This is a genomic window from Sulfurospirillum sp. hDNRA2 (assembly GCF_024206095.2).
Taxonomy (GTDB): domain Bacteria; phylum Campylobacterota; class Campylobacteria; order Campylobacterales; family Sulfurospirillaceae; genus Sulfurospirillum.
In genome coordinates, this window is record NZ_CP159800.1 from 2,255,762 (window position 1) to 2,276,217 (window position 20,456).

Genomic DNA, 20,456 nt, shown 5'->3' on the forward strand with positions numbered 1-20,456 from the left:
ATAGCGTATTTGGGACGCACATCACGTGCGCCCCACGTATCGATTTTGAGCCTTTAATATTCGTTTGACGTACGTCAATGCATTTGGATTTCCGACACCAGTATAATCAACGCTATGAAATAAAACGACTTTTATACGAGGAGATAGAGTATGCGCCGCACCGTTAAGCTTCAACTAGCCTTTGTCTCGATCGTCGTCGGTCTCGTCGCCTTACTTATGGGTGTTAGAATGGCTATGACGACGCATGAAAAACTCTCCAATATTCAAAACCTTCAACGTATCGTCTCTCTTTCGACGAGCATTAGCTTACTCGTTCACGAAAGCCAAAAAGAAAGAGGTACGAGTGCGGGATATTTGGGCTCGTCGGGGAAGAAATTTGCCGACAAGCTTCCCTCGCAACGTCAATTGACGGATCAGGAAAGAGCGCGCTACCGCCAAGCACTTCAAACGATCGATTTGAGCCGATTTCCCGCTTCTTTGGGTGAACAGATCCAGACGATCGATACCATGCTTTCCAATCTGGAGAGCATTCGAAAACGCGTCGATACCTTTGCGATTAGTGCGGCGGAGCAAGTTGATTTTTACACGCTTTTAAACAAACACCTTTTAGACATCGTTACCTCCTCGTCCATGCTCTCGAATAATCCCGAAACCATCAAACAGCTCAATGCCTACGCCAATTTTCTCAAAGCCAAAGAACGCACGGGCATCGAACGGGCCGTCTTGTCCAATACCTTTGCCGCCGATGCCTTCGCGCCGAACATGTTCGTTAAACTGATTACCCTCGTCTCCGAACAAGCTTCGTATTTGGATGCTTTTTTAGGCACGGCTTCGCCTGCTTCGATAGCGTTTTACCAAAAAACGATGCAATCGCCCGTCGTGGGAGAAGTCGAGAAGATGCGCTCAAGTGCGATCACCAAAGCCAACGAAGGACATTTTGGCGTGGATGCAACCGTATGGTTTAACACGATTACCGATAAAATCAACCTGCTCAAAAGCGTCGACGATCATCTCTCCGCAGAAATCGAACAAACCCTTAACGCCTTGGAAGCCTCAACGTACCGCCATGTTTGGATTGAAGGCAGTGTGCTTGTCTTAACCGCCTTGATTATCATCGTTTTACTGTATGCTACGTTTAAAGACGTTTTACAGGCCATTACCGTTTCGGGAAAAAAATTGGAAAGTATCGCTTCCAACCTCGATCTTACCGAATCGCTCACGTTGAAAAACGATAACGAAATCTCCGATACGATGAAACAGGTACAAACCTTGATTTTAAATTTTAAAGCCTCCATCTCCAAAGCGTTAGAGACTTCCGACCAAAGCGTCGAAGCAAGCCATTCGTTAAACAGCGTTTCCGCCGACCTCTCTTGCAATATCGAAAAACAAAACCGCTTTATGCATACCGTCCAATCCGATATGCAACGCTTAAAAGCGAAAGAGTTGGAGATGAAACACACATCGTTTCAAACCTGTCAAGATCTCCAACAAACGCAAGAGATCCTCAATACGTTTGTGATGAATATGCGCAGCGTCGTCGATCGCACGCGCCAAAGCGCACAAGAACAACACGCTCTAAGTTCTCAGGTCGAATCGCTTTCGCAACAAGCGACGCAAATCAAAGAAGTCCTTAGCATTATCGACGATATCGCGGATCAAACCAATCTTTTAGCCCTCAACGCCGCTATCGAAGCCGCACGGGCGGGCGAGCACGGGCGCGGATTTGCCGTCGTCGCCGATGAAGTGCGCAAATTGGCCGAACGCACACAAGCCTCACTGCTTGATATTAGCACGACGACCAACGTCATCGTACAAACGATCAACCTTGTAAGTAACGAAACGGAAAAAATTTCACAATCGTTTTTCCGCCTTTCGCAAGACACGAATCAACTCATCGGCGACTCCGAACGCACCTCCGCAACATTGAGCCGTACCATCGAAATCTCCGAGCAACAAAGTAACGAACATACGCTCGTCGCGCAAACGGCAGAAACGTTTATGCAACAAATCGACGATATGACGTCGCTCTCCGAACATAACAACGCCTTGGGCGAACGCGTTAAAGAGATTTCCGGTCAGTTGTTGACAAAAGCACAAAACGCCAATATCGAGCTACGCCGCTTTCGCATCCGTTAAACGCTTTCTTTGGTTACATGTGGATCGTACGAAAAATGCTTACCGTACGACCCACATGTAAACCTTCCTTAATCGCCCTTTAGATACGATATACTTTTAATATCTTTTTTTCAAAGGGCACGCAATGCTTCCGGAATATTTTGACTCACATGCCCAAACGTACGCATCGCTTTTATTGCACTATAACCGTACGCACAATATTTCCGGAGCCAAAACGCACGAAGCGGTCATGAAAAATATCGAAGATAGCGTTTATCCTTTGCAGTTTTTGGAAAGCTCTTCGTTTCGAACGGCAATCGATATCGGCACGGGAGCGGGTTTTCCGGGAATGGTCTTGGCGTTTGCGCTACCGAACGTGCATTTTACGCTTTTCGAACCGATTGCGAAAAAAAGTGCTTTTTTACATCTGGTCAAAACAACGCTCGATCTTAAAAACGTTGACATTGCAACCGATCGCGTCGAAAAAGTAGCGCCTTTCGAGGTCGATTTGATTAGTTCGCGCGCCGTGACCCAAACAAAAACACTGGTACGATTGTGCCGTAATTTTATTCGTCCTACGACAACCTTACTATTCTACAAAGGCGAATTCGTCGAAGAAGAGATCAAAGGGTTGTCGAACTGTCGCGTGTACCAAAGAGAAAAACGTTATTATCTTGTGATGAAGGATGTCGATGTTGCTTAAAATCGCGCTATTTTGCGCCGTTATCGTATTGATTTATCTCTTTTTTTTCAAAAATGCTCGAAAAGAAACGATTCAAAAAAACCGCGACGCGAAGAAATTAGAAGGCGAAACGATGGTGGAATGCCATGCGTGTTCAACGTTTATTAGCCATAAAGACGCCATCATTAAAGACGGTGTTTTTTATTGCTCCAAAGAGTGTGCAAGGTTGACGTCATGATCATTTTAGGACATTCGCTCATTCCCTATACGCCTTTTTATCGTATCGCCGCTCAAGAAGCATTGTCTCACACGCCCTCAAACGCGATCGTGCTTTTTGAGTTTGACGCGCCTTTGGCAAGCTATTGCTTCGCGCAAAATGTTCCGTTTGCCATGAACGTCAAAAACATTCAAGAGCTGATGTTGGGTCATGCGCTTCATGCTTCGTATTTCGTCGTCGGTAAAGCCTTGGTGTTACAAGCGCAAAAAATTGCCGACGACTATCTCTTCGACGCCAAAATACTGTTGACTTCAAGCGACGATAACGACATTGAGTTTGCCGCCTTGCACGGTATCGACGGTATTTTGTTTGCTGACGGAATCCGCGAGTAAGCCTATGCGCCGCGACCTTAACCTCTACGTTGTAGCTCTCATCGGTGCTCTTGCTTATTGGGTATTGGACGCTTTTTCCAACGTTGTGCTTTACGAAACCTCGTTGGGGGATGAACTTTTATTGCGTTCAAACCATAGCGTCGCATGGATTAAAATAGCGATTTTTGCGCTGATTTTTGCCGCGATTTTCTTTTCGAAACGTTTTTCTTTTCCTCTTCAAGACGAAAAATATACCGAACCTTTAGACGAGATCGCACAGCTACAACAACTCTCCGATGTCCTACTCTCTTCGCTTTCTACCAAACTCAATACCGTCAAAGCATTGGAGATTCTTGAAAAAAACTTGTCCTTAGAAGCAACGCTTTTGTTTCTCTACGATAAAGAGAGTATGACACTTTACAATGAAAACACTTTTATAAAAGCGCACTTTCGCTCCAAAGAGATTCATCCTCTGCACACCAACCCGTACCAAAGCGAAATCGAAAAAATCGCGATTCAAATCTACACCAAGAAATCCGCGTTTTCCAAAGAACATGTTACGATCGATAAAAAGACTTTAACGCTTTTTGCTTTTGAGATTAAAGAAGAGCGTCATGAAAAGATTTTGGGAAACTTAATGCTGGCAAGCTTCTCACCCGAAATCGTTGAAGCCCACATGTCGATACTTCGCCGTTTTCTTCAAATGCTAAGCTTTGCACTTTCCCTTTCGGCAAAAAAAGAACTCTTGCAAAGTATGAATACGAGTTACGCCGGCGAAATGACGCAATACGATAAAACGCTTGACGTTTTTACCTATTTAAAACTCCAAGACGAAGTGCAACAAGAGTTTAAACGTCACAAACGCTACCACACGAATCTCACGCTCGTTCTCATCGAGATCAACGCCTTTAAAAATATCAGCAATATCTTTCCCGCCGCGGTTATCACGGGATTTAAAAGAGAATTTATTCAACTGGTGAAAAAAAATACGCGCGACATCGACGTCTTTGCAAAATGGACCGACGATCGTTTTGCGCTTTTGCTACCCGAAGTCGATTTTAGAGCGGGATTGGGCGTCGCTAAAAAATTTCAAGCCTTATTGGCTCAAACGAAGTTTTCCCATATCGGAACGATTAGTTGCAGTTTCGGCATTACCTCTTTGGCTCCCAAAGATACCTTATCGACGTTTAAACTTCGAGCGGAGAGCGCATTGAGCGTCGCTAGCACGCGAGAAGCAAGCGGCGCAATCGAAATCAAGTTGTTCGCGAGCTAAATCACGATACGTTTTAACGAAGCGGAAAGTTTGGTCGTAATTTCGTAGCTAATGGTATGAAATTGTTTTGCAAGCGGTTCTGCGTCATCAAACATACAGACTTTCGCGGCATCGCCGCCCACGCAAAAACTATCCATCGACATACGTCCTTTGGTTGCTTTGCCATCTGCCATCAACACGGGTTCAAACCCGTCGAAGCGGAAAAAACCGTCCCCGTAACCGATGTCGTACGTCGAAATCACCTCGTCTTCTTTCGCTTCGTAAATACCGCCGTATCCGACGCGTTCTCCTTTTTTAAGGATGCGCGTGCTCAATTTTTCCGCCCATAACGCCATAACGGGTTTTAAGTCGTACGTACCGATACGCGGATCGACCGGACTGTAGCCGTACATCGCAATCCCCGGACGTGCGAAGTCGTCGTCGCCTAAGGAGTTCGAGCGCAAAAGCCCCGCTGAGTTACAACAGTGAAAATGAATCTTCGGAAATGCGTACATGTTAGCAAAAGAGCGGATTTTTGCTTTTGCGCGTTCAAAATTGGAACGTTGCCAAAAAAACTCGCTCGTCAATTCGTCGGCACTGCGAAAGTGCGTAAAAACACCTTTGAGAAGCAACCCTTTTTGCGCAATCAATGCCAGTGCCGCTTCGATCATCTCTTCTTTAATGCCGTTTCGATGCATGCCCGTATCGATGCTCAAATGAATCGCCGCTCCGGGAGGAAGCGCATGCAATGCTTCTAGCGAATGCGTTGCAAACGAAATGCTCGGATGCAAGCTTTTATGCGTCGGATGATCGACTAAAGCCAAAACTTCGTCAAACATCGGAGCGATGATTTTAGCCTCGTCTATCGTCTTAACGGCGGCGCGGACGATGCCGTACTCTTGGCATAAACGCGCCATTAAGGCGACGTCGTGTCCGTAGGCGTTGTCTTTTAAAACCGCCATCAGCTTCTTTTTGCCGCCGGCTTTATCGCTCAAAAGCGTGAGATTGTGAAAAAAATGCGCTTTGTTAATCGTAATGTACGCCATCGTTAATGCCTCAATTCGAAAGCTTTAACGACAAAACTCCTGATTTTGCGCGCTTGGTAATCGAGTTTGTAAAAGTGTTCGTAAACCGTTTTTGCATCCAACGTAGGATTGGTTGAAAAGTCAAAACCGATACCCTTTTCGTCTTTAGGAATCGTCGCGTCCATATACGCCAAAAAAGCTTCGCGCGCCGCGATCAGCTTGGTTAATTCTTCTTCAATCTCTTCGTGTTCTTGCATCTTTACTTCCTATTTTTCCGCCAATATCTGCATTTTATCGCCGACCATCTCTATATACAACTCTTTATCGCCTTTTGAAGCAAAAGAGGGACTCTTATACGTTTGGTAAAATGAGACTTTGAACAATTTACGATCGTCTACGGTCGGATACGGCGAAATACTGATATTTTCAAACAGAATCGTTTTGTTCTCTTTGCGTGAGAAAATTTGTTGTTTCATCGCCGAAAATTTTGCCTTACCCGAGCCGTCTGATTTTTTGAAATCGTTGGAATAGAGATTAAGATAGGTCGTAATGTCGTTGACCTTCCAAGCCCGTTGCCATTTATAAACTTCGCTTAAAATCGTCGCAACTTGTTCGCGCGTCATTTTAGGCACTTTCGATTCGCCGATAATGACGACCGCGCTTTGTGCGTTAATCTCCGTATCGAGGGTTAAGATGGCGTTGTTTTCCATGACCACGCACCCTTTGCTCAAATCGTCTCTGTCTTTTCCGTCAATCGGCATACCGTGAATCCAAATGCCGTCGCCGCTTTTGTTACGCAAGACGTCGAAAAGGTTGGGATAGGAGAGCGAGAACGCCAAAGGTCCGTAAAATTGATTGGTCGGTTTAAAGCGTTTCGTGATTTCATACACGCCCACCGGCGTTTTAAGATCGCCGCGTTTGACTTTATCGCCGCCTTTACCCATAATAACGTCGTCGTGAACGCGAACGAGTTTCAATCCGTCTTCTTCGACATGGAAGACGTCACAGCGTTTTTTCTCTTTTTCACACACGATCAATGACTCGACGTCTTCGTAGTAGCCGTAACTCACATCGATTCCCTTAAGTTGCTTCAACCAATGATCGCGCGAAACCGACTCTTTTTCACTCGGCGTTTTGAATTTAACGAAACGTTTTTGACCCAATTTAACCGCCGGCTCTTTAGGCTCTTCTTTTTTCGCCTCTTTTACTTCTTTAAAGGGTTCTTTGACCTCTTTGATTTCTTTCACTTCTTTGACTTCGTACTCTCGTTTTAAAAGCTCCTCGACGGCTTTAATACCTTTTGTTTTGTAAACGTAGTAAATATCGTCTGCCGTAATCGCGGCATACAAACCTAAAGAGAAAAGAGACAAAAAAACCAAATAGCGCATACACAATCCTCTAACTTTAATAACAATTTTGGGTGCTATTGTATAAAAAAATCTCTTAAGCATCGCTCTTTTTTAGCGATAAAATTGATTTTCTTTTTTTACGTCTCTTTTACATTTCTTTGGTTATGATGATTTCAGACCTTAGAGGAGATACGATTAATGTCTGAAAACCTTTTTTTAGCGTCGTGTATCGTCGCTTTTTTAACGCTTTTTCTTCCTCTGCTTTTTTTAGCTTCGGCTCGTTTAGGTCCTCGAAGCGAAACGAAAAACAAACATATGCTCTACGAAAGCGGCATCAGTTCTCCGATCGGTACGAGCGAGGGGCGCATGAGTGCCAAATTTTACCTGATCGCTATTTTATTCGTTTTATTCGACGTCGAAATTATTTTTATGTTCCCGTGGGCACTCAACTTAAGAGAACTCGGTTTTCTCGGTCTTTTTGAGATGCTGACGTTTATCCTGCTTTTAGCGGCGGGATTATGGTACGTGTATCGTATCAAGGCGCTCTCATGGCAGTAGGAGCCGAAGCGATTTTCGGCGATAGCGTCATTACGTCGACGCTTGAGAGCGCACTTTCATGGGCAAGAGAATCGTCGATGTGGCCGTATGTTTTCGGAACGGCGTGTTGTGCCATCGAGTTTATGAGCGTGGCAAGTAGCAAATACGATATCTCGCGTTTCGGCGCGGAAGTGGTGCGTTTTTCGCCGCGACAAGCCGATTTACTGATCGTCGCAGGGACGATTAGCTACAAGCAAGCACCGATTTTAAAAAAAATCTACGATCAAATGTGCGAACCCAAATGGGTCATCAGTGCCGGAGCTTGTGCTTGTAGCGGAGGTTTTTACGACAATTACACTACCCTTCAAGGCATCGATGCGATTATTCCCGTCGACGTCTACGTCGCCGGATGTCCGCCGCGCCCCGAAGCTTTTTTAGACGCGCTTTTGGCGATTCAAAAGATTCAAGCCGACGAACGTTTGCTCGATGATCGCGCCAAACGCGTTTTCAAAGGACGCCTTGATGCCTAAAGCCTTTCTTGAACGCTTTGAAAAAGAGGTTTCAATCGACGCGTACGGTGCGTACAAACTCGATGCTTCTTTAATACTGCAAGCCTTACATGTACTGTATCAAAACGACGGTTACACGTTTTTAGTCGATATGACGGCCATCGATTATTTACATCAGCCTTCAGCGTTACGGCGTTTTGCGATCGTCTATCTTTTACGTGATCGACTTTTTTCCAACCCGATAACGCTTAAAATCGACGTGGACGAAACTTTAGCGGTCGATAGTATCGCTTCCTTATTTAAAAGTGCCAATTGGGCGGAGCGCGAAATCTGGGATCAATACGGCATTCATTTTAAAAACCATCCCAACCTCAAGCGCATTTTAAATCATAAAGAGTTTATCGGTCATCCGTTGCGCAAAGACTATCCCATCACGCAAGGGCAGCTCTGCCATAAAAGCGACGATTTGATGGACGAGATGACGCCTCGGCTCAAACGCAAAGGCATCGAATCGCACGATGCGTTAATGTTTCTCAATCTAGGACCCGCACATCCGGCAAGCCACGGGACGATTCGCACGTTTGTGGCATTAGAGTCCGAAACGATCCGATGCGCCATCAGCGAAATCGGCTACTTGCACCGCGGTTTTGAAAAATCGTGCGAAAACCATACTTACAACCAAATCATTCCTTATACCGACAGGCTCAATTACTGTTCGGCGATTTTGAACAATATCGCTTTCGCGCATGCGGTGGAGGGTATTTTGGGCATTGAATTGCCCGATCGCGCCCAGTTTATCCGCGTCATTATCGGCGAGCTTTCGCGTATGATCGACCACTTGGTCTGTTTGGCGGCGATCTTGGTCGATATGGGCGCGCTGACGAATTATTGGTATTTGTACAACCCTAGAGAGAGCGTTTACGATCTTCTTTCCAAGCTCACGGGAGCAAGGCTCACCAACTCTTATATGCGCATCGGCGGTATGAGTCACGATCTCTACGAAGGATTCGAACACGACTTACATGTCTGTTTGAAAGCCATCGATACGGGAGTCGGCGATACGCTCACATTGATAGAACATAACCGCATTTTTCACGATCGAACGCAAAACGTGGGCATTATTTCTCAAGAAGAGGCAATCAACCGAAGCCTCAGCGGCCCCAACCTCAGAGCCTGCGGCGTGGCGTACGACCTTCGCGTCAATGCGCCTTATTACCACTACGAAAGTTTCGATTTTGATATGGCGTTGGGCAGCGTGGGCGACGTGTACGATCGCATTATGGTACGTTTTGAGGAGATCAGGCAAAGCAAACGCATCATCGAACAAGCGATGAAACGCCTTCCCCAAGGTGCGGTGTGCGTTGCGGATCGCTCGATTTCGCTACCGCCCAAGCATGAAGTTTACGGCAATATCGAGGGCTTGATGAATCAGTTTAAGCTCGTTTTCGAGGGCGTCAAAGTGCCTCCTAGCGAATCTTACCGAGCCATCGAAGGGGCCAACGGAGAGCTCGGCTTTTTTATCGTCAGCGACGGAAGCCCCAAACCGTATAAAGTCAAAGTCAGACCGCCGTGTTTTTATGCGATGGCGGCGTATCCGAGCATCATTGAAGGCGGTATGATCGCCGATGCGATACTTAGTTTAGGAAGTTTGAATATTATTGCAGGAGAGTTGGATCGATGAGTCGTTTTGGGTTTAATTGGGAGAACGAAGAAAAATTTGACGCGTTGTTAGAGCGTTATCCCGACAAACAATCGTTAATGTTACCTGCCTTGTGGATGGTTCAGTATCAAGAGGGGTGGATTAGCCTAGATGCGATACGTTTTATCGCCAAAAAATTAGAACGTACGCCTATGGAAGTCTATTCGGTCGCTTCGTTTTACACGATGTTTCAACTCCAACCCGTCGGCAAATACCACATTCAGCTCTGCCGAACACTCTCGTGCATGCTCTGCGGCTCGAAAAACATTCAAGAGTACCTTCAATATAAACTCGGCATCAAAGTAGGCGAAACGACGCCCGATCGACAATTTACGCTCTCACTCGTCGAATGCCTCGGCTCATGCGGTACGGCACCTTGTATGCGGCTCAACGATGCGTATATTGAGAACCTAACCCCTGAAAAAATCGACGAAATTTTAGACGGACTTTGCCATGATCGCTAAAGTGGTCAGCAAAAATTTCGATATTCCAAATGCCCACACCCTCGAAATTGCACGTGCCAACGGCCGTTATGCCTCCTTGGAAAAACTCTTTTGCCTCAGCTCCGATGAAACGATTTGCGAAATCGAACGAAGCGGACTTCGAGGCAAAGGCGGCGGCGGTGCCTTAACGGGAGAGAAATGGCGACTCATTCCGCCCCAAAGCTCCAAGCCCGTTTACTTGGTCGTCAATGCCGACGAAGGCGAACCGGGGACGTTTAAAGATCGCCAAATTTTGGAGTTTGACCCGCATTTGCTGATCGAAGGCATCATCTGCGCAAGTTACGCCATCAATGCACACCACGCTTACGTATACATTCGCGGCGAATACGTCTTTTGGATGAACCGCCTGCAACAAGCGATCGACGAGGCTTATGCGGCGGGACTTTTGGGAAATAGCGTCTTCGGTCGTGATTTTTCTTTACATGTCACGATTCACAAAGGTGCGGGAGCGTATATTTGCGGCGAAAAAACGGCACTTTTGGAATCGTTAGAGGGCAAGCGCGGACACCCGAGACTCAAACCCAAAGGCAAAGAACCCGAATGGTTTTTCGGCAATCCGACCGTCGTCAATAACGTCGAAACCATCGCCAGCGTGCCGTTTATTATTCGCGAAGGTTATGCGTCGTACCGTGCTTACGGTACGGAACAAAGCCCCGGAACGATGCTGTTTGGCATCAGCGGACATGTCAAAAAACCGGGCGTGTACGAACTGCCTTACGGAACGAGTATGAAACGCGTCATTTACGAGTTGTGCGGCGGCATCAAAGGGGATAAAAATCTCAAAGCGATCATCCCGGGAGGCTCTTCGGTACAAATCCTCAGAGCCGATGAGATCGACGATATAACGCTCGATTACGAATGCCTCAAAGCACACGGCTCGGCTTTGGGTACGGGCGGTATGATCGTACTGGACGAGAGCGTGAGCATTCCCGAAGCAATGAAAAATTTGTTTGCGTTTTACCATCACGAATCCTGCGGTCAATGCACGCCGTGTCGCGAAGGTACGGGTTGGGTCGATCGCATCTTAGCCAAAATCTTAGCGGGCAAAGGAAGCAAAGAAGACTACCAAACCATCCTCGATGCGGTCGATACGATGAACGGTAAAACCATCTGCGTGTTTGCGCCATCGGTCGCTTTTATCGCGCAAAGCTACCTTAAAAAATTTCCCGATGAGTTCGAGGCACTGCTTCGCGCACATTAGTATGTCGACATGCGATGCGTTGTTATTTGATAAACAACGACATGTAAGAAAGTCGTGCGGTGTCGATCAGAAAATCCACGCCCGGAAAGTAAGCGATAAAGGTATTGCCGATGCCGCCCCAGATGATTGCTAGGGCGATCAAACCGATCGTTAAGGGCGTAATACCGTTAAGGCTCGGTACGTCTTTCCAATCCGAATCGCACGCAGGGTAAAAATACATAAGCGCGATCAGTTTAAAGTAATAATACACCGATACAAACGTCGCCACCACGCCGCATACGGCAAGAAAGGTATAACCCGCTTCGATCGCTCCGGTAAAAATATAAAATTTACCCACAAAACCGATGGTGCTAGGTATTCCCGCCAAAGAGAGCATAAAGACGCTCAGCATCGCCGCCATGTAAGGATGCACATGGGCAAAGCCCCTAAAATCTTCGTACGTTACCCTGACATGTTCGTCCGCCGCAATATACGAAATCAGCCCGAACGCGCCCATTGCCGAGAGAAAATAAGCGACGAGGTAATAGATGATCGACGAAGCGGCATTTTCACCCGCGTAACCGATCGAGACGAAAGCGATCAGCAAATAGCCCGTATGCACGATGCTCGAAGCCGCCAGCATTCGCTTCAAGCTTTTTTGGATAATCGCCAAGAAACTGCCGTACAGAAGCGTTGCGATAATAACGACGATGAAAAGCGTATCCCACGTATCGCGGATCGGGTCGAAATCCACCAACATCAAACGAAGAATAAACCCGAAAATCGCCACTTTAAAGGTCGCCGCCATAAACGCGCTCACCGGAAGCGAAGAGCCGTCATACACGTCGATCGTCCAGTTTTGAAACGGAAACGCGGAGATTTTGAACAAAAACGTTACCAAAATCAAAGTCGCACCGATGATCACGAGTGAAACGTCTTTACCCATCAGCGTATCCAAGCGGTTTCCCATCTCTCCCAAGATCGTCGTACCCAGCCCCGCATACACAAACGCACTGCCTAAAAGAAAGAAGATGCCCGCCAAAGAACCTAACACGAGGTATTGAAAACTCGCTTCCACGCGTTTGTCGTGGACTTTTTGAAAGCCGATCATCACGTAGAGGCTTAGCGACGCGATCTCCAATGCGATAAAAGCACTGAGCAATTCGCTTGCATGCACCAAAAGCATCATCCCGAAAACCGAAAACAAGAAAAGCGAAAAAAACTCTTTTTTAAAGTGTCTCTTTGGCTGAAAATAGTGCGTGCCGATCAGTGAAGTTACCAATGCGCCGCTTAAAATAATCGCATCGAAATAGACCGAATAACTATCGACGATGAGCATTTTGTGAAAAAATTTCGGCAAAGGGAAAAAGGTGAACAACTCTCCGAACGACGTGAGCGTAAGGATCAAGCCGATCAGAAGCGTCACGAAAGCAAACACGGAACAGTGTTCCATACGAACTTTGGGCATCGCCGACAAAAGCATCAAAAGCACCGCGCCCAAGGCAATGCATCCAAGCGCGATCATGCATTCGCTCCTACATGTAAGATCGTATCGAGGTAATAGTGCAAGGTCGGCGTGATTTTTGCCAAGAAAAAATCAGGGTAAACACCCATCGCGACGATCAAAAACGCCAAAGGAAACAGACCGACGATTTCGTGAAGACTCAAGTCGCGCATGTGCGAAACGTCGTTGCCGCTTTGCACCAAAATCGCTTTTTGAAAAACCCAGAACATATAACTCGCCGCCACCAAAACGGTCAATGCCGCTAAAACGCCCAAATAGGGATTGTAATGAAAAATACCCAAAACGATCAACAGTTCCGCCACAAAGCCGTTCGTTCCGGGAATGCCGACCGTACAAAAGAGCATGATCGCAAAGTAGACGCTAAACCACGGAGCGCGCTTGGCAATGCCGCCCAAGGCACTTAGCGGGCGAATCCCCAAATGGCGTTGCATCACGCCGACCAATAAAAAGAGCCCTCCCGTGGCAATCGCGTGGGCAACGATGAGAAAGGCACTGCCCGTTAAGCCTTGCATGTTGAGCGAAAAAACGCCCGCAGTGATCAGCCCCAAGTGCGACGCCGAAGAGTACGCGAGCATCTTTTTGATGTTATCCTGCACAATCGCCGCAATGCCAAAATAGATCAAACCGAAAATTCCCAAGCCGATAAAAAAACGCGCGTAGGCGACAAAAAGGTCGGGAAAAAGCGGCATCGTAAAGCGCACCAAAGCATACACGCCCAATTTTGCCATGATCGAAGAGAGTAAAAAAACGCCTCCGGTAGGCGAAGTCGAGTAGGTTTCCAAGAGCCACGAATGAAAGGGAAAAAGCGGGATTTTGATCGCAAAGGCGATCATAAAACCGGCAAACAAAAACATCTCTTGAGCCTGTGTCAAACTCGAAATCCGCACCAAATCCGAAAGTGCAAAACTCCATGCCCCGAATTCGTAGTAGTGCGACACGCCCAAATACAAAATACTCACAAACATAAAAAGCGACCCCATAATCGTGTAAACGGTGATCTTCAAGGTCGAAAAAACACGATTGCCCGAGCCGAAAAGCCCGATAATCATAAAAACGGGGAGCAGCATCGCTTCCCAAAAAAAGTAAAACAAAAACAGATCGAGTGAAAAAAGCGTACCGCTAATGCCCGATTGAATGAAAAGCATACTGATCCAATAACTTTTCGAACGTTCGTTGTGCCACAACAAAAGGTACGCACTCGGAAGCAACGTGGCGATGAGCATCAAAACGATCAGCGAAAAACCGTCGACGCCGACGCGATACGCGATACCGTAGCTTTTGATCCAATCGTATTGCTCGTAAAACTGCATCTGCGCGCTTGGCACAAAATGTTCATGCACGTAAAACGCCAACGCAAAAATAATCAAAGAGACGCCAAACGCTCCGTTACGCGTTGCTTTTGCGCCCACGGGAAGAACCAAAAGCACGCACGCAACCGCCATCGGTAAAAAAATAATCCAAGAGAGGATACCCATACGCTACCTCAATACTGCAAGTAAATAACACGAAGCCGCGCCGATACCCGCAATCATAATAAACGCATACAACCGAACGGAGGCATTTTGAACCCAAGCGATTCGAGTTCCCGCCGCGACAAATCCTCGACTCATTCCCATTACGACGCGATCGACAAGCTTTTTGTCCATTGTCTCGGCGATAAAACGGCTCAAGCGTTGAATCGACTGCACGAACAGTACGTCGTAGAGCTCGTCCACGTAAAATTTGCGGTATACGATTCCTTCGGGTTTGTATGCGACGCGTCTATCGTAAAAACGAAATTTTCGATAGGCAATTGCTATGCCTAAAAGAGCGGCAACGACGTTCAGTGCGATTAGTATTTCCTCAACAACGTGCGAAAGATGAAATGCCTCGCGCCTCCATGGGGCTAACCATTCGCCGATGAGATGCTTGCCGCCGAAGAGTTCGGGCAATCCTAAAAATCCTGCAAACGTCGCCCCCACCGCTAAAACGATTAAAGGTGCTTTCATTACCCAATCGACGTCATGCGCTCTTGAATGCGACGCGTGCGTTCCTTCAAAAACGACGAAGAAGAGCCGAAACATATAATACGAACTCAATGCCGCCGTCACCGTGCCGATCAACCACAGTTCGTAGTGACCGCTTCCAAACGCAACCGACAAAATTTCGTCTTTACTAAAAAATCCCGCAAACGGAGGAATACCGCTAATTGCTAAGGTCGCTATCAGCATCGTAACATAGGTAACGGGCATGACGCGACGCATTTCGCCCATTTTGAAAATGTCTTGCTCGTGATGCAACGCGACAATCACCGCTCCGGCACCCATAAACAAAAGCGCTTTAAAAAAAGCATGCGTAAAGACGTGAAAAAGCGCGCTATCGTATGCGCCAAGTCCAACGGAGACGAACATGTAGCCTAACTGCGACATCGTCGAATACGCCAAAATCTTCTTAATATCGCTTTGTTTCGTGGCGATTAGCGCGGCAAAGAATGCGCTTAATGCGCCGATATACGCGATAAAAACACCCACATGCGGCACCAAATCGTAGAGAAAATGAAACCGTGCAACCATATAAACGCCTGCGGTAACCATCGTTGCGGCATGAATCAACGCCGAAACGGGTGTGGGTCCCGCCATAGCATCCGGAAGCCAGACGTACAAAGGAATTTGCGCCGATTTTCCCATCGCACCGACAAAAAGAGCCACGGCAATTCCCGTTAAAATTTCAGACGGCACCGCACCGATATGCAAGGCAAGCGTTTCGTAGCTAAAATCATGAGACTGCCCGTAAAAAAAGAGCATCGCCAAACCGATTAAAAAGCCTAAATCGCCGACGCGATTGACGATAAACGCTTTATTGCCGGCAACGACGTTGGCATTGTTTTGATAATAAAAGCCAATCAAGAGGTACGAACAAAGCCCCACCCCTTCCCAGCCGATAAAGAGCATCAAAGGGCCATCGGCCAAAACCAACAAAAGCATACACGCCGTAAAAAGATGAAAATAGGCGAAAAATTTGCCGTAACCCTCGTCTTTGTTCATATACGACGTTGCGTAAAGATGAATCAAGCCGCTCACGAGCGTGATAAAAAAGACCATAAACAATGACAATTTATCGCCTAAAAATCCCATATCGATGCGATAATCCCCTACATGTAACCAAACGTAGGCACGATAATGCAACGCGTGTCCGCGGAGTATCAGCTCACGTAGTGCCGCTAAACCCAGAACAAACACGACCGCAGGAGAAAACAGTGCGACGAAGGTAAAGTAGCGTTGCGCGATACGCCGTTGCGTGATCGAAAAAAGGTACATCGCTCCTAGCAGTACAAACGAACACAGCGGAAGCAAGACGATCCAAGCCAACACGACGCTCATGCCGCCTCCTTTTGAGACAACGCGCGAAACGCGTCGGCATCTAAAGATTGCTTTCGCCTAAACAGAACAACGATCAACGCCAAAAAAACCGCCGCTTCCGCCGCCGCCGTCGCAATAATCAAGACGGCGAAAATTTGCCCGTCGTAGGAATGGCGGTATTGGGCTAAAGCGACGAAAAGAAGGTTGATCGCGTTGAACATCAATTCGATCGACATGTAGATAACGAAAATATTTTTGCGCGCAATCACGCCCAAAAGCCCGATCGAAAAAAGCAGCATCGCCACCAGCACGTACGAAAAAAGCGACGAGACGATCATACCTCATCCTTTCGCGCAAAAACGACCGCACCGATAAGGGCGACCAAAAGCAACAATGAAATCAGCTCAAAAGGCAACAGCCATTTCGTAAACAACTCCGCACCCAAAGGCTTGATCTCGCCGAAATCTTCCGCCAAAGGCTCTCTTAAAAGCGGCATCGCATAAAACGCGCGCACGACGAGAAGATTGAGTGGAATCAAAACGATACCGCCGAGAAAGAGGTAAAGCGTTTTATTGGGTTCTTTGGGCAAATTGGACTCTTTAACGTTTAAAAACATGATAATAAAAATAAAAAGCGTCAAAATCGCTCCGGCATAAACGATAATTTGCACCGCAAACAAAAACGAAGCGTTTAAAAGCGCAAAAAGTCCCGCAAGTGCCAAAAGCGTCACGATCAAGCTCAATGCGCTGTGGACGGGCTGATGCAATACGATCATCCCGAAAGCGCCGAGCAGGGCAAAAAAAGAGAGGAATATAAACAAAAGGTCGTTCATGCGTTTTCCTTGGCTTCACGGGCTAAGAGTTGCTCTTTCGTCTGGATAAAATCTTCGCGTTTTTTCCCGATAAAACTGAAAATACCGCTGTCCATGCGAATCGCGTCGCACGGGCACGCTTCGACGCACGCTCCGCAAAAGACGCACTCTAAAAGATCGATATCAAAGCGTTTGGGCATCTTTTCGTCCACGCCGTCTTCGCGCTCTTGCGCTTCGATAAAAATACACTCTGCCGGACATGCCGTTGCACACATAAAGCAAGCAACGCATCGCACGCTACCGTCTTCACGCTTGGTTAAACGATGCACGCCGCGGTAGCGCTCACCGATATCTTGGGGCTGTTCTTCGGGGTAACTAAAGGTTTTAATCTGCGGCGTATCGCCTAAATTGACGGTAAAATGGCGCAAGGTCGTTTTCATACCGCCGAAAATGGCGGGAAGGTAAAGTTTTTCCCGTAGCGTTTTTCCGTGACGCGGAACGATTTTAACACCCATTTACGCCCCCCTCAACACGATGACGCTCGCGGTCACGATAATATTGGCAAGGGCTAAGGGCATCAGCACTTTCCAGCCTAACATTTGCAGTTGATCGTAACGAAAACGCGGCAACGTCCAACGTACCCATACGAAAACGAAATTCATCGCCAACAGTTTAAGCGCAAAGGTCACGACTTGCAACAATGCCGTTAACATCTGCGTCGAGAAAGACGACAATCCGACGATCCAAACATAACCGATACCCGCCGCCAAAATGCCGTTCAATCCGATAATAATGTTGCTAAGCCATGCACTTTCGCGGTTTCGGCAGTCGTTTGGCAGTGCCCAACGGTTATGTTTTCGTATCCAACGAATACCATAAAAACTTCCCAAAGGTACGGCGATTCCCAACGCGCCTAAGATGAGAGGCATCGTGACATGTAAGGTTTGGGTGTTAAGATAGGGTAGCTGAAATCCGCCGAAAAAAAGCGTAACGATCAACGCGCTCGACGCGCTCATCGCAACGTATTCGCCGACGAAAAAGAGTCCAAAACGCATCGCACCGTACTCGGTATGAAACCCGCCGACGATTTCGCTTTCGCCCTCGGCTAAGTCAAAAGGCGTTCGGTTAGCTTCGGCAAAAGCGGTCACGATAAAAATCAATGCCGCCAAAGGCTGGAGAAAAATGCCCCAAGCGGGCAAAATGCCGCCCAAAAGCTCGCCTTGCGCACGGACGATATCGCCTAGCTGCACCGAGGGATAACACAAAAGTACCGAAATCAACGAAAGTCCCATCGCCGCTTCGTAGCTGATGACCTGAGCACCCGAGCGCATCGCGCCTAAAAGTGCGTATTTGTTACGGCTTGCCCATCCGCCGATCATAATGCCGTAAACGCTCAGACCCGCCAACGCCAAAAACCACAAAACGCCCGTATCGATCGGTAAGCCTTGCATGATAAAACGCTCGCCCTCAACGTACACGTCGTCCGCAAAAGGCATAACCATAAAGCTCAAAAACGCCGAAACGAAGACAATCACGGGAGCTAAAGAGAAGAGGAATTTTTCGCGAATCGCGTTGGCTCTAAAATCTTCTTTAAAAAAAAGCTTGAGCATATCCGCCAACGACTGCACCAAGCCGCCCAAACGAATTCCCGCGATATGGCAACGATTAGGGCCCAAACGGTCTTGAATCAATCCGGCGACCCGACGCTCGATCCAAACCAAAATCGGTGCGGCTCCGAGCGAAAAGAGCAAAGCCAATACCACGTTCAAAACGACGATACCGATCGCAAGTCCGCTCATAAGGCAATCCTCGGCGTCGAGGGAAGCAGAGCAAACGAGAGGTTTTTAAACGGCTCCAAACGGATGATCTCTTCTTCCCAAACCTCTTGCGCACGCACAATGCCGTCTCCTAGCACCGTACCTAAAAGTTCCAAAAGCGTTTTACGCCCTTTGTCGTTTGCGATCATGCACGCGCTGTATTGCACGTAACCGTCGACGTTGACGTACGTTCCCTCTTTTTGCGTGTGCGACGCGACGGGCAACATCAGCTCTACGGCTTCACATGTCATGCCTCCCGCGTCCAAGACGACCACACTCTTACGGCAAGGCGCATCAAACGTCAAAGCCACGTCGTGACGGCCGATTAAGACGATTAGTTCGGCATCTTGTAAAGCGTTTTGGAATCCCTCTTTCGTGTCGTCGATCCCCAACAAAGGCAACGCCCGTGCGTTAGCGGAGCGATCCGAACATTTTAAAAACGTGTCCCCGAAACATTCATCAAAACGGTCAGGCTCATACGCGCTTAGTTTAATATCGTAAAGCTTGGCGAGTTTTTGAAGGCGTACGAGCTCTTCCAAACAAAGCGATGAGGAGAGGACAAAGAGGGTTTTGCCTAAATAGCGTTTCAATAAACGAAGCCATTTTCCCTCGGCGTAGTCGTATTCGCTGACTTTCCCCCGAATCATCGCCTGTGCATCGAAAAGCGCGTTCTCTTGAGCATAACTCAATCGTCCCGCATCGCAGATGAAATAACCGTTGATCGCATCGTTAAAGCGCGGTCGATAACGGTAAATTTTTTCGCTTCGGTACTTTTCTTTATGGTGATCGACGAAAATCGAACACCCTCGCGCGCAAGCGTTGCAGATCGCTTTTTCGCTTTGCAAAAACCACACGCGTTTGGCAAAACGAAAATCTTTGCTGGTAAGTGCTCCCACCGGACACAAATCGACCACGTTCATCGCATAAGGATTGCTCAGCTTTTCGCCCGGAAACGTGTCGATGACCGACGTATCGCCGCGAGAAAGAACGCCTAGTTCGTGCGTTTTCGTAATCTTCTCGGTAAAGCGTACGCACCTCGTACACAACACGCATCGCTCTTGGTCGAGTACGACGTTCGAACCCAAATCGACATGCTTTTTCCCGCGCACTTTGGGGGTGCTAAGACGGCTCTCGTAAAGTCCGACGTCCATGTAGTAATTTTGCAAAGAGCACTCTCCGGCTTGGTCGCAAATCGGGCAGTCGATCGGATGGTTGATGAGCTCCATCTCCAAAATCGAGCGTTTAACGCGATCGATCTTTTCGCCTTTCGTGCGAACGACCATACCCTCTTTGACCAAAGTATCGCAGGCGATTTGCGGACGCTTTTGCCCTTCGATCTCGACCATACACATACGGCAATTACCGTCTTTTCCTAATGCGGGATGATAACAAAAATGGGGAATAGAAATCCCCTGAGAAAGTAACGTTTCGATGAGTAACGTGTTTTCGCGGACTTCGATCCGTTTTCCGTCTACGCTAAGTGACACCATGGACGTCTGAACCCTCATAATGAGCTTGTTTCTCCA

21 protein-coding genes are annotated in these 20,456 nt (G+C 47.5%); 10 read left to right on the forward strand and 11 right to left on the reverse strand.

Annotation, left to right across the window (positions count from 1 at the left end):
- The first annotated feature begins 150 nt into the window (after positions 1-150).
- From NL930_RS11105 to NL930_RS11125, 5 genes are all read left to right on the forward strand, one after another.
- Positions 151-2,136, forward strand: a complete 1,986-nt coding sequence (locus NL930_RS11105) for a methyl-accepting chemotaxis protein (RefSeq protein WP_305880140.1) — start codon at positions 151-153, stop codon at positions 2,134-2,136.
- A 124-nt stretch (positions 2,137-2,260) separates the two neighbouring features.
- Entirely contained in the window at positions 2,261-2,818 is a 558-nt protein-coding gene (rsmG, locus tag NL930_RS11110; protein ID WP_041962890.1) for a 16S rRNA (guanine(527)-N(7))-methyltransferase RsmG, read from the forward strand.
- Positions 2,808-3,035 (forward strand): PP0621 family protein, encoded by a 228-nt coding sequence (locus NL930_RS11115; protein ID WP_060826619.1) that lies wholly within the window; start codon positions 2,808-2,810, stop codon positions 3,033-3,035. Before rsmG ends, NL930_RS11115 begins: the two co-directional genes overlap by 11 nt.
- The gene (locus NL930_RS11120; RefSeq protein WP_254376717.1) at positions 3,032-3,406 is read left to right on the forward strand and encodes a hypothetical protein; all 375 of its coding nucleotides are present in this window, start codon (positions 3,032-3,034) and stop codon (positions 3,404-3,406) included. The genes NL930_RS11115 and NL930_RS11120 overlap by 4 nt, the downstream gene beginning before the upstream one ends.
- 4 nt (positions 3,407-3,410) lie before the next feature.
- On the forward strand, positions 3,411-4,658 hold the full coding sequence (locus NL930_RS11125; protein ID WP_254376718.1) for a diguanylate cyclase domain-containing protein: 1,248 nt from the start codon (positions 3,411-3,413) through the stop codon (positions 4,656-4,658).
- Here NL930_RS11125 and NL930_RS11130 read toward each other — a convergent pair.
- From NL930_RS11130 to NL930_RS11140, 3 genes are read right to left on the reverse strand one after another with little or no spacing between them, the layout of a single operon-like run.
- Positions 4,655-5,683, reverse strand: coding sequence for an alanine racemase (locus tag NL930_RS11130; RefSeq protein WP_039672157.1), 1,029 nt, complete (start codon positions 5,681-5,683; stop codon positions 4,655-4,657). The two genes, NL930_RS11125 and NL930_RS11130, sit on opposite strands and share 4 nt — an antisense overlap.
- Positions 5,684-5,685: 2 nt before the next feature.
- Positions 5,686-5,919, reverse strand: a complete 234-nt coding sequence (locus NL930_RS11135; protein ID WP_254376719.1) for a hypothetical protein — start codon at positions 5,917-5,919, stop codon at positions 5,686-5,688.
- 9 nt (positions 5,920-5,928) lie between these two features.
- Positions 5,929-7,050 carry a murein L,D-transpeptidase family protein gene (locus tag NL930_RS11140; protein ID WP_254376720.1) on the reverse strand — a complete coding sequence of 374 codons (1,122 nt, stop codon included), beginning with the start codon at positions 7,048-7,050 and terminating at the stop codon, positions 5,929-5,931.
- A gap of 159 nt (positions 7,051-7,209) precedes the next feature.
- On the opposite strand from NL930_RS11140, the gene NL930_RS11145 reads away from it, so the two are divergent.
- From NL930_RS11145 to nuoF, 5 genes are read left to right on the forward strand one after another with little or no spacing between them, the layout of a single operon-like run.
- Positions 7,210-7,569 (forward strand): NADH-quinone oxidoreductase subunit A, encoded by a 360-nt coding sequence (locus NL930_RS11145; RefSeq protein ID WP_060826623.1) that lies wholly within the window; start codon positions 7,210-7,212, stop codon positions 7,567-7,569.
- Complete coding sequence (locus tag NL930_RS11150; RefSeq protein ID WP_060826624.1) at positions 7,560-8,078, forward strand: NADH-quinone oxidoreductase subunit B; 519 nt, start codon at positions 7,560-7,562, stop codon at positions 8,076-8,078. Before NL930_RS11145 ends, NL930_RS11150 begins: the two co-directional genes overlap by 10 nt.
- Positions 8,071-9,738 carry an NADH-quinone oxidoreductase subunit D gene (locus NL930_RS11155; RefSeq protein ID WP_256497251.1) on the forward strand — a complete coding sequence of 556 codons (1,668 nt, stop codon included), beginning with the start codon at positions 8,071-8,073 and terminating at the stop codon, positions 9,736-9,738. Before NL930_RS11150 ends, NL930_RS11155 begins: the two co-directional genes overlap by 8 nt.
- Positions 9,735-10,220 carry an NADH-quinone oxidoreductase subunit NuoE gene (nuoE, locus tag NL930_RS11160; RefSeq protein ID WP_039672151.1) on the forward strand — a complete coding sequence of 162 codons (486 nt, stop codon included), beginning with the start codon at positions 9,735-9,737 and terminating at the stop codon, positions 10,218-10,220. The genes NL930_RS11155 and nuoE overlap by 4 nt, the downstream gene beginning before the upstream one ends.
- The gene (nuoF, locus tag NL930_RS11165) at positions 10,210-11,460 is read left to right on the forward strand and encodes an NADH-quinone oxidoreductase subunit NuoF (RefSeq protein WP_254376721.1); all 1,251 of its coding nucleotides are present in this window, start codon (positions 10,210-10,212) and stop codon (positions 11,458-11,460) included. The genes nuoE and nuoF overlap by 11 nt, the downstream gene beginning before the upstream one ends.
- A gap of 22 nt (positions 11,461-11,482) precedes the next feature.
- On the opposite strand, the gene NL930_RS11170 is transcribed toward nuoF, so the two are convergent.
- From NL930_RS11170 to NL930_RS11205, 8 genes are read right to left on the reverse strand one after another with little or no spacing between them, the layout of a single operon-like run.
- Entirely contained in the window at positions 11,483-12,964 is a 1,482-nt protein-coding gene (locus tag NL930_RS11170) for an NADH-quinone oxidoreductase subunit N (RefSeq protein ID WP_254376722.1), read from the reverse strand.
- Positions 12,961-14,439 (reverse strand): NuoM family protein, encoded by a 1,479-nt coding sequence (locus tag NL930_RS11175; RefSeq protein WP_039672148.1) that lies wholly within the window; start codon positions 14,437-14,439, stop codon positions 12,961-12,963. The genes NL930_RS11170 and NL930_RS11175 overlap by 4 nt, the downstream gene beginning before the upstream one ends.
- Before the next feature lie 3 nt (positions 14,440-14,442).
- Positions 14,443-16,323: an NADH-quinone oxidoreductase subunit L gene (nuoL, locus tag NL930_RS11180; protein ID WP_254376723.1), complete on the reverse strand. Its 1,881-nt coding sequence runs from the start codon at positions 16,321-16,323 to the stop codon at positions 14,443-14,445.
- Positions 16,320-16,640 (reverse strand): NADH-quinone oxidoreductase subunit NuoK, encoded by a 321-nt coding sequence (gene nuoK, locus NL930_RS11185; RefSeq protein WP_039672146.1) that lies wholly within the window; start codon positions 16,638-16,640, stop codon positions 16,320-16,322. The genes nuoL and nuoK overlap by 4 nt, the downstream gene beginning before the upstream one ends.
- Entirely contained in the window at positions 16,637-17,134 is a 498-nt protein-coding gene (locus NL930_RS11190; protein ID WP_254376724.1) for an NADH-quinone oxidoreductase subunit J, read from the reverse strand. The genes nuoK and NL930_RS11190 overlap by 4 nt, the downstream gene beginning before the upstream one ends.
- Entirely contained in the window at positions 17,131-17,628 is a 498-nt protein-coding gene (locus NL930_RS11195) for an NADH-quinone oxidoreductase subunit I (protein ID WP_254376725.1), read from the reverse strand. Before NL930_RS11195 ends, NL930_RS11190 begins: the two co-directional genes overlap by 4 nt.
- Complete coding sequence (locus tag NL930_RS11200) at positions 17,629-18,912, reverse strand: complex I subunit 1 family protein (RefSeq protein WP_254376726.1); 1,284 nt, start codon at positions 18,910-18,912, stop codon at positions 17,629-17,631.
- Positions 18,909-20,420: a 2Fe-2S iron-sulfur cluster-binding protein gene (locus tag NL930_RS11205; protein WP_254376727.1), complete on the reverse strand. Its 1,512-nt coding sequence runs from the start codon at positions 20,418-20,420 to the stop codon at positions 18,909-18,911. Before NL930_RS11205 ends, NL930_RS11200 begins: the two co-directional genes overlap by 4 nt.
- Positions 20,421-20,456 lie beyond the last annotated feature (36 nt).

Coding starts and splice junctions, on each gene's coding strand:
- nuoE (WP_039672151.1), top strand. CDS start 9,735: ATGAGTCGTTTTGGGTTTAATTGGGAGAACGAAGAAAAATTTGACGCG.
- NL930_RS11205 (WP_254376727.1), bottom strand. CDS start 20,420: ATGGTGTCACTTAGCGTAGACGGAAAACGGATCGAAGTCCGCGAAAAC.
- NL930_RS11130 (WP_039672157.1), bottom strand. CDS start 5,683: ATGGCGTACATTACGATTAACAAAGCGCATTTTTTTCACAATCTCACG.
- NL930_RS11125 (WP_254376718.1), top strand. CDS start 3,411: ATGCGCCGCGACCTTAACCTCTACGTTGTAGCTCTCATCGGTGCTCTT.
- NL930_RS11190 (WP_254376724.1), bottom strand. CDS start 17,134: ATGAACGACCTTTTGTTTATATTCCTCTCTTTTTTTGCCCTGCTCGGC.
- NL930_RS11150 (WP_060826624.1), top strand. CDS start 7,560: ATGGCAGTAGGAGCCGAAGCGATTTTCGGCGATAGCGTCATTACGTCG.
- nuoF (WP_254376721.1), top strand. CDS start 10,210: ATGATCGCTAAAGTGGTCAGCAAAAATTTCGATATTCCAAATGCCCAC.
- nuoK (WP_039672146.1), bottom strand. CDS start 16,640: ATGATCGTCTCGTCGCTTTTTTCGTACGTGCTGGTGGCGATGCTGCTT.
- NL930_RS11115 (WP_060826619.1), top strand. CDS start 2,808: ATGTTGCTTAAAATCGCGCTATTTTGCGCCGTTATCGTATTGATTTAT.
- NL930_RS11145 (WP_060826623.1), top strand. CDS start 7,210: ATGTCTGAAAACCTTTTTTTAGCGTCGTGTATCGTCGCTTTTTTAACG.
- NL930_RS11200 (WP_254376726.1), bottom strand. CDS start 18,912: ATGAGCGGACTTGCGATCGGTATCGTCGTTTTGAACGTGGTATTGGCT.
- NL930_RS11195 (WP_254376725.1), bottom strand. CDS start 17,628: ATGGGTGTTAAAATCGTTCCGCGTCACGGAAAAACGCTACGGGAAAAA.
- NL930_RS11105 (WP_305880140.1), top strand. CDS start 151: ATGCGCCGCACCGTTAAGCTTCAACTAGCCTTTGTCTCGATCGTCGTC.
- NL930_RS11135 (WP_254376719.1), bottom strand. CDS start 5,919: ATGCAAGAACACGAAGAGATTGAAGAAGAATTAACCAAGCTGATCGCG.
- NL930_RS11155 (WP_256497251.1), top strand. CDS start 8,071: ATGCCTAAAGCCTTTCTTGAACGCTTTGAAAAAGAGGTTTCAATCGAC.
- NL930_RS11120 (WP_254376717.1), top strand. CDS start 3,032: ATGATCATTTTAGGACATTCGCTCATTCCCTATACGCCTTTTTATCGT.
- rsmG (WP_041962890.1), top strand. CDS start 2,261: ATGCTTCCGGAATATTTTGACTCACATGCCCAAACGTACGCATCGCTT.
- NL930_RS11140 (WP_254376720.1), bottom strand. CDS start 7,050: ATGCGCTATTTGGTTTTTTTGTCTCTTTTCTCTTTAGGTTTGTATGCC.
- NL930_RS11175 (WP_039672148.1), bottom strand. CDS start 14,439: ATGGGTATCCTCTCTTGGATTATTTTTTTACCGATGGCGGTTGCGTGC.
- nuoL (WP_254376723.1), bottom strand. CDS start 16,323: ATGAGCGTCGTGTTGGCTTGGATCGTCTTGCTTCCGCTGTGTTCGTTT.
- NL930_RS11170 (WP_254376722.1), bottom strand. CDS start 12,964: ATGATCGCGCTTGGATGCATTGCCTTGGGCGCGGTGCTTTTGATGCTT.